The following is an 8,216-nucleotide window of genomic DNA, read 5'->3' on the forward strand; positions in this document are numbered from 1 at the left end:
CGGCGGGGCGTCCGGCTCTCAGACGTCCTCGGGCGGCCGCACGTCCGGCAGACCCAGCTCGACCGGCGCCGAATCCTGCTGCGGCCACCCCGGATACGGCGGCGGGGTGCCGCCGAATTCCGGGCACAGGCTCTGGAAATCGCAGAAGCGGCACAGGGCGTTGCGATTCGGCGGGAAGTCGCCGGTGCGGCCCGCCTCGAGGATCGCCTGCCACAGCGCGATCAGGATGCGTTCGAAGCGCTCCAGTTCCTCGCGGTCGGGGGCATAGGTGAGCAGCACCTTGTCGGCCAGATAGATCAGGCGCAGCTGGGCGGGCACGATGTCGCGGGTGCGCAGGATCATCAGCGCGTAGAACTTGAGCTGGAACAGCGCGCGCGCCTCGTGCAGCGGGCCGGGGGCGCGGCCGGTCTTGTAGTCGACGACCCGCAGCAGACCGTTCGGGGCGACATCGATGCGATCGACGAACCCGCGCAGCGGGATCTCACCGGCCAGATCGACCTCCACCCGCTCCTCGAGCGCGTGCGGCTCGAACCTGGTCGGGTCCTCCAGCTCGTAGTAACTCTCGACGAGCCGCCGCACCTCCTCGAACAGCGCCTCCGGGCCGTCGGCGGCGACCAGTTCGTCGATACCGTCGCGATCGGCGCGCACCCGATCCCACGCACCGGGCACCAGCTCGGCGGCCCGCCGCGGATGGCGATCGGCCGCGGGCAGCCCGAACAGGTCCTCGAGCACCGCGTGCACGACGGTGCCGCGCACGGCGGCCCGCGACGGCGGCTCCGGAATCCGGTCGACCGCCCGCAACCGGTACTTCAACGGACACTGCTTGAAATCGGCTGCCCGCGAAGGCGACAACGCCGGACGCGACCGGCGGACCGGTTCACCGGCGGTGTCGTCGGCGAGGGACGCGGACACGGGCACTGACATAGTTCGCAGGGTATCGGCAGCCACCGACACCGATCCCGGCGATTCGGTCGCGGCGGTGCCGTTCTGCCAAGATCACCGCATGCGTCGAATGATTCGGGTGGGGGCGGCCGTGGCCGCGATGATCGCGCTGAGCGCGTGCGAGGAACCGGGCAAGACGGTGCGGGTACCCGCACCGACGTCGTCGGCGGCGACCACCACCGAGAGTCCGGAGCAGGCACTGCGGACGGGCAAGCTGGCCGAGGGCATGCGGATCGCGGAGGTGCTGGCGCTGCCCACCGACATCGACCCGCGGTATGTGCGCCACGCAAGCTCAGATGTCCTCACCTCGGCCCGGTTGATGGTCTCCACCGGACACCACGCCGCGATCGCGGCCGTCGCCGACGCCAACGACCTGCTGGCCGGTTTCCTCAGCCAGCGTTCCAACGGCGGCAAGGGCACCGCCGGGACCGACTGGCTCACCCACGGCGTGATGCGCTTCCCCGATGCCGCCACGGCGGCCTCCGCGGCCACCGAGTTCGCGGCGGCCGCGACCTCCGAACGCGGGATGATGCAGAGCGCCGACTGGACCCCCGCCACCGTGGCCGACGCCCCGGAGGCCCGGTTCGTGCTCCTCGAGGAACGGGGCAGGCTCGAGGGCATGGCCTTCACGCCCTACCGCGACTATGTGATCTTCACCGAAGTCCGCGCCGGCGGGCGTTCCGAGATCGAGGCGACCGTCGTCGAAGCCCTGAAACGTCAGCGGCCGCTGCTCGAAGCGTTCACTCCGACACCGGAATCCGAGCTCGCCCGGCTGCCCTACGACCCGGACGGCATCTACGCGCTCTCCGTCGGCGACAACGGCGGCGGCCGCGGGGCCTACCGGCAGCACGCCGCGCTGCTGTTCGCCGAGGACCAGCAGGCCGCGGTGACGCTCTACCCCAAGGTGGGTGTGAGCGCGATGGCGAACAAGGGCAGCACCGTCTACCGCGCCGCCGACGCGGCGGGCGCGACCGAACTCGCCACCGCCACCGCCGCCGCGATCGGCACCGCGCGGGACATGAAGACAGCCCCGGCACCGGCCGACGTCCCCGGCGTGTCCTGCCTCACCGACGGCAACGAGCACGCCAACGCCTGGGTGTGCCTGGTCACCGCCGGACGACATGTCGCCGAGGTCTGGGCCAAGACCAGCGACGACGCGCACGCCGGAGCCCGCGAGCAGCAGCGGGTGCTGGCGGCGGCGAAGTAGCCGCGACGGGTCACCCCGTTCGGTGGGTGATCGCGCGGACCTGGCAGGCTGGAGGCTTCATTCGAAGAACGGAGATACATGACGGCCAGACGGACCGGTCCATTCGCCATCGGGGACCGGGTGCAGCTGACCGATGCCAAGGGGCGCCTCTACACGGTGGTGCTGGAGGAAGGGAAGGAATTCCACACCCACCGCGGCGGCATCAAGCACGACGACCTCATCGGCACCGACGAGGGCACCGTCGTGAAGTCCACCAACGGCACCCCCTACCTGGCGTTGCGCCCCCTGCTCGTCGACTATGTGCTGTCGATGCCGCGCGGTGCGGCCGTCATCTACCCCAAGGACGCCGCGCAGATCGTCCACGAGGGCGATGTGTTCCCCGGCGCCCGGGTGCTCGAGGCGGGCGCGGGCTCCGGCGCGCTGACCTGCTCGCTGCTGCGCGCGGTCGGCCCCGAGGGCGAAGTTATCTCCTACGAGATCCGCGACGACCACGCCGAGCACGCGATTCGCAATGTCGAGACGTTCTTCGGCGAACGCCCGGCAAACTGGTCGCTGACCGTCGCCGACGTCGCCCACTACGAAGGTGAGCAGGTCGACCGCGTCGTGCTGGACATGCTCGCTCCGTGGGACGCGCTGCCCGCCGTGTCCAAGGCGCTGGTGCCCGGTGGTGTGCTGATCTGCTACGTCGCGACCGTCACCCAGCTGTCGAAGGTCGTCGAGGCGCTGCGTGAGCAGGAGTGCTGGACCGAGCCGCGCTCCTGGGAGTCGATGGTCCGCGGCTGGCATGTCGTCGGCCTTGCCGTTCGCCCCGAACACCGGATGCAGGGCCACACCGCGTTCCTGGTGAGCGCGCGCAGGCTCGCCGAAGGTACCGTCACCCCCAAGCCGCAGCGGCGTCCGTCGAAGGGCTGACGAGGTTTCGGCTCCCCTGATCCTGGGCAGCTTTCGATGTGGGCGCCCGAGTGCCCACATCGAGAGCCGCCCCCCGGGGAGCGGCGTGGATCCCGGCCCGTCGGCCGGGGCAGGGAGGGGACCCCATGTCGAGAATCGAACCGACCGCCGCGAAGGACCCGGCCGCCGGGACGCTGTATCCCGGTGAGTCACCACGGATCTACCGCGCGCTGTTCAACGTCTTCCCGCCGTACCTGTTCGGCGGAGTGCGCGTGAAACACATTGCCGCCGACTGGACTTCGGTCCGCGTCGCCTACACGGTGCGTCCGTGGAACCGCAACAATCCCAACCGGGCCGCGTTCGGCGGCACCCTGTACTCGATGACCGACCCGTTCTTCGCGATCATGGCCTACGGCCAGCTCGGTCGCGGCTACCGGATCTGGAACATCACCGGGTCCATCGAGTTCCTCACCCCGGGCCGTGGAACCGTCACCGCCACCATGGGCCTGTCGCGCGAGCAGGTCGCCGAGATCCGGCAGGCCACCGAGTCGGGGGCGAAGTCGATCACCGAGCACAGCGCCGAGATCGTCGACGGGAACGGCACACTCGTGGCCCGCGCCGCCCAGCAGCTCTATGTCCGGCGGCTGCGGGACTGAGCGCCTCACACCGGAAACAGGCTGTGCTTGCGGGGATTCGGTTCCGCGGACTGCTCCTTCTCCCGCAGCAGGCGCAGGGCGTGCCGGATCTCCAGGCGGGTCTGGGACGGCTCGATGACGGCGTCGATGTAGCCGCGTTCGGCGGCCACCCATGGCGTGGCGACGGTGGCGTTGTAGTGGTCGATCATCGCGTCACGGACGGCCGGGCGCTGCTCCTCGGGCACCTGCTGGAGCTGTTTGCGCCCGATCAGGTCGACCGCGCTCTCGGCGCCGATCACCGCGATACGCGCCGTCGGCCACGCGAAGCTGACATCGGCGCCGATCTGCTTGCACGCCATGAATCCGTAGGCGCCGCCGTAGGATTTGCGGACGACGAGATTGACGATCGGGACCGTCGCCTCGATGATGGCGCGAAACACCCGGCCGCCGCGCACGATCACCCCGTTGCGTTCCTCCTCGATGCCGGGGAGGACGCCGGGGGTGTCGGCGACGAAGACCAGCGGCAGCCCGAAGGCGTTGCACAGGCGGATGAAATGGGTCGCCTTGTCCGAGCAGCGGGCATCGATCGCGCCGCCGAGCACCAGCGGCTGATTGGCGACGACACCGACCGGCCTGCCGTCGACCCTGCTGAAGCCGGTGATCAGGTTCTTGGCTGTGCCGGAACGGATCTCGTGGAAATCACCGTCGTCGAAGATCCGCAGCAGGATCTCGTGCATGTCGTAGCCTTCCCGATCCGAGTCGGGGATGATCGAGTCGAGTTCCCGGTCGGTGACGGTGGTCTCGGGTTCCAGGCCGGGATTGACGATCGGCGGCAGCTCCAGGCAGCTCGACGGCAGGAAGCTCAAATACGCTCTGGCCCAGGCGAAGGCCTCCTCCTCGGTGGCGCTCACGTGGTGGATGGTGCCGTTGCGGACCTGATTGTGCGCGCCGCCGAGCTCCTCCATGCTCACGTCCTCGCCGGTGACGGCCTTGATCACCTCGGGGCCGGTGACGAACATGTACGAGTTCTCCGTGGCGACGAGCACATCGGTGTTGACCGGCCCGTAGACCGCGCCCGCCGCGCACTTGCCGAGCATGATCGACACCTGCGGCACGAACCCCGACAGCCGCTCCTGGCGGCGGCTCATCTTGGCGAACCAGGCCAGCGAGGCGACGGCGTCCTGGATCCGGGCACCGCCGGAATCGTTGATCGCGACCACCGGACACGCCTTGTCGAAGGCGAACCGCAGCGCGTTCTCGACCTTGCGGCCGAACATCTCGCCCGCGGTGCCGCCGTAGACGGTCTGATCGTGCGCGATCACCACGACCGGCCTGCCGTCGATCAGGCCGCGGCCGGTGACCACCCCGTCGCCGTACATGGCGTTCGGATTGCCCGGCTGACGGGCCATCGCCCCGATCTCGAGGAAGCTGCCGGGGTCGAGCAGCGCGCGCACCCGTGCGCGGACGCTCGGGATGCCCTTGGCCGCGCGCTTGGCGACCCCGCTCGCCCCCGCGGGTTCGGCGGCCTGCGCCAGTGCCTCCCGCAGCTGCTCCAGCTTCTCTCGCGTACCCGGCATCGCACCCAGCCCTTCGCCCACACGGTCATGTCTCGCGACACGCTAGGGACGGTCGTCGCCGGGAAACGGCTACCGCGGGTTCTCTGTGCAGTTCACAGCGAGCGAAAGGCCCCGGCTGTACTCGCGGACTACCCGGGACGCTCGCGGGCCTCAGGCGGGCGTGCAGGGGGCCTGGGCGAAGCCGAGCAGCAGGCAGCCACTGGCGTCGGAGAGCTTCCAGGTGCCGTCGACCTGCTCCCAGGTGACCGGGAAGGCGGGCGCCGTGCCGTGCGGCGAGGTGATGGTGACATCGGCGGTGGCGGTGTTTCCGCTGGTCACGACGTTGTCGACGGCGAAGGTGAGGGTGTAGCCGGCCAGCATGCCGTTCATCTGGTCGATGTTGGACTTGCGTGCGTCGCCGTTGACGATCAGCTTCGCCTTCTCGTCGGTCGACAGTGCCGGGTCGGCGAACTTGATCAGCGTCGCCTTCAGGGAATCGGCGCTGGGGGCGGCGGCGTTGTCACCGGACGGAGCCGGGGTTGCCGAAATGCTGGACGGAGCGGCCGCGATACTGGTACTGCTGCTGGTGGCGTTCGTCGAGGAATCGTCGGAGCCGCCGCAACCGGTCAGTCCGACGGTAACGGCGAGTGCCGCAGCAGCGGTAGCGACGGTGACACGGATCGTGCGGGTAGGAAGGAGCATGCTCAGCAACCTTTCGGCTCGATGGGCGAGTGCACTCGCCGAGTGCCCCGGGGCGGGGTGTTAGGGGAGCCTAACACGGCCCTGGACCGGCCCATCGCCGTACAAGATGTGATCACGACGAAACCATGTCGGAAAGCGAGAACGGACCGCGCCCGGTAGCGTTGAAAGACCGGGACTGGGAGGAGCAGCATCATGAGCCCCAACGAGAATTCCGATTCGGCGGCCTGGCGAGAGCTCGAGGCGGTACGCGCCGAGGCGGCTGCTCTCCGCAGGCAACTCGCCGACTCGCCGGATCGCGCACGCGAATTGGAAGCACGGATCGATTCGCTGACCATCCGCAACGGCAAGTTGATGGACACGCTCAAGGAAGCGCGCCAGCAACTGATAGCCCTGCGGGAGGAAGTCGATCGCCTCGGCCAGCCGCCCAGCGGCTACGGCATCGTCATCCACAGCTATGACGATCAGACGGTCGACGTCTTCACCTCCGGTCGCAAGATGCGCCTCACCTGCTCGCCCAACATCGACGTCGCGACGCTCGAGTACGGCCAGACCGTCCGGCTCAACGAAGCGCTCACCGTCGTCGAAGCCGGAAAGTTCGACGCCATCGGTGAAATCGGCACGCTGCGCGAGATTCTCGACGACGGCAGGCGCGCCCTGGTGGTCGGTCATGCCGACGAGGAGCGCGTCGTCTGGCTGTCCGGGCCGCTGTCCAAGATCGCCGAGTACGACGACATCGACGACCCCGATTCCCCGATTCGCAAACTGCGCCCCGGTGATTCGCTGCTGGTCGACACCAAGGCGGGCTTCGCCTTCGAGCGGGTGCCCAAGGCCGAGGTCGAAGACCTTGTGCTGGAAGAGGTTCCCGACGTCGACTACACCGACATCGGTGGTCTCGGCCGCCAGATCGAGCAGATCCGCGACGCCGTGGAACTGCCGTTCCTGCACAAGGATCTGTTCCGCGAGTACGCGCTCCGCCCGCCCAAGGGTGTGCTGCTCTACGGTCCGCCCGGTTGCGGTAAGACGTTGATCGCCAAGGCCGTCGCCAACTCGCTGGCCAAGAAGATCGCCGAAGCCCGCGGTGAGGACGCCAAGGAGGCCAAGTCCTTCTTCCTCAACATCAAGGGTCCCGAGCTGCTCAACAAGTTCGTCGGTGAGACCGAGCGCCACATCCGGATCATCTTCCAGCGGGCGCGCGAGAAGGCCTCCGAGGGCACGCCGGTGATCGTGTTCTTCGACGAGATGGACTCGATCTTCCGCACCCGTGGTTCGGGTGTCTCCTCCGATGTGGAGACCACCGTTGTGCCGCAGCTGCTTTCGGAGATCGACGGCGTGGAGGGGCTCGAGAACGTCATCGTGATCGGCGCGTCCAACCGCGAGGACATGATCGACCCCGCGATCCTGCGGCCGGGCCGCCTTGACGTGAAGATCAAGATCGAGCGGCCGGACGCGGAATCGGCCCAGGACATCTTCTCCAAGTACCTCACCGAGACGCTGCCGCTGCACGAGAGCGATCTGCACGAGTTCGACGGCGACAAGGCCGCGTGCGTGGAGGCGATGATCGAGAAGGTCGTCGAGCGGATGTACGCCGAGAGCGACGACAACCGGTTCCTGGAGGTCACCTACGCCAACGGTGACAAGGAGGTCCTGTACTTCAAGGACTTCAACTCCGGCGCGATGATCCAGAACATCGTCGACCGGGCGAAGAAGTACGCGATCAAGTCCGTGCTCGACACCGGCAACCCGGGTCTGCGGATACAGCACCTCTTCGACTCGATCGTCGACGAGTTCGCCGAGAACGAGGACCTGCCCAACACGACCAACCCGGACGACTGGGCCAGGATCTCGGGTAAGAAGGGTGAGCGGATCGTCTACATCCGCACCCTGGTCACCGGCAAGAACGCCTCGGCCAGCCGCGCGATCGACACCGAGTCCAACACCGGTCAGTACCTGTAGGCACGTGTTCGGGAAGGCCGCGTTCCGTCGGGGACGCGGCCTTCTCGTTTCTCTGGGTTGTGTGAATTTTTTTCACGAAAACGCCACGCGACACAGTGTGGATAGGGCACGCTTCACATGTTCGTTACACCTGATGAGGACTCGTAAACGAGGAGTGTTGTCATGGCCGGTTCCGCCGCTGAATTGCTGACCGAGATCATCCTGCAGACCATCCAGAACCTGTTCAGTTCGATCAGCGCCGGCTGATCCACCAGCCGTACGACGAGGGCCGCGTCTCCCAGCCGGGAGACGCCGCCCGCGGCCCTTGCGCAGCCCCGTGCCGGGGTCACC

General features: G+C 68.1%; 8 protein-coding genes. 4 read left to right on the forward strand and 4 right to left on the reverse strand.

Going from position 1 to position 8,216, the window contains the following annotated elements; translation table 11 throughout:
• Positions 1-18: 18 nt before the first annotated feature.
• Entirely contained in the window at positions 19-924 is a 906-nt protein-coding gene (locus tag ACWF9G_RS17685; RefSeq protein WP_379311283.1) for a RecB family exonuclease, read from the reverse strand.
• Between the two features lie 79 nt (positions 925-1,003).
• Between ACWF9G_RS17685 and ACWF9G_RS17690 the strand changes: the two genes are divergently transcribed.
• The 3 genes from ACWF9G_RS17690 to ACWF9G_RS17700 all read left to right on the forward strand — a co-directional run bounded on the left by ACWF9G_RS17690 (position 1,004) and on the right by ACWF9G_RS17700 (position 3,696).
• Positions 1,004-2,149, forward strand: coding sequence for a DUF7373 family lipoprotein (locus ACWF9G_RS17690; protein WP_452516446.1), 1,146 nt, complete (start codon positions 1,004-1,006; stop codon positions 2,147-2,149).
• A 78-nt stretch (positions 2,150-2,227) separates the two neighbouring features.
• Positions 2,228-3,061 (forward strand): tRNA (adenine-N1)-methyltransferase, encoded by an 834-nt coding sequence (locus ACWF9G_RS17695; protein ID WP_379311281.1) that lies wholly within the window; start codon positions 2,228-2,230, stop codon positions 3,059-3,061.
• A gap of 125 nt (positions 3,062-3,186) precedes the next feature.
• Complete coding sequence (locus ACWF9G_RS17700) at positions 3,187-3,696, forward strand: DUF4442 domain-containing protein (protein WP_379311280.1); 510 nt, start codon at positions 3,187-3,189, stop codon at positions 3,694-3,696.
• 5 nt (positions 3,697-3,701) lie between these two features.
• On the opposite strand, the gene ACWF9G_RS17705 is transcribed toward ACWF9G_RS17700, so the two are convergent.
• Both ACWF9G_RS17705 and ACWF9G_RS17710 read right to left on the reverse strand, forming a co-directional pair.
• Entirely contained in the window at positions 3,702-5,252 is a 1,551-nt protein-coding gene (locus ACWF9G_RS17705; RefSeq protein ID WP_452516447.1) for an acyl-CoA carboxylase subunit beta, read from the reverse strand.
• A gap of 150 nt (positions 5,253-5,402) precedes the next feature.
• Positions 5,403-5,933: a hypothetical protein gene (locus tag ACWF9G_RS17710; RefSeq protein WP_379311278.1), complete on the reverse strand. Its 531-nt coding sequence runs from the start codon at positions 5,931-5,933 to the stop codon at positions 5,403-5,405.
• A 192-nt stretch (positions 5,934-6,125) separates the two neighbouring features.
• Between ACWF9G_RS17710 and arc the strand changes: the two genes are divergently transcribed.
• Positions 6,126-7,886 (forward strand): proteasome ATPase, encoded by a 1,761-nt coding sequence (gene arc / locus ACWF9G_RS17715; protein ID WP_452516449.1) that lies wholly within the window; start codon positions 6,126-6,128, stop codon positions 7,884-7,886.
• Between the two features lie 113 nt (positions 7,887-7,999).
• On the opposite strand, the gene ACWF9G_RS17720 is transcribed toward arc, so the two are convergent.
• The coding region (locus ACWF9G_RS17720) for a hypothetical protein (protein ID WP_452516451.1) at positions 8,000-8,216 on the reverse strand (217 nt) is incomplete at its 5' end.

The organism is Nocardia sp. NPDC055029, from assembly GCF_053608525.1.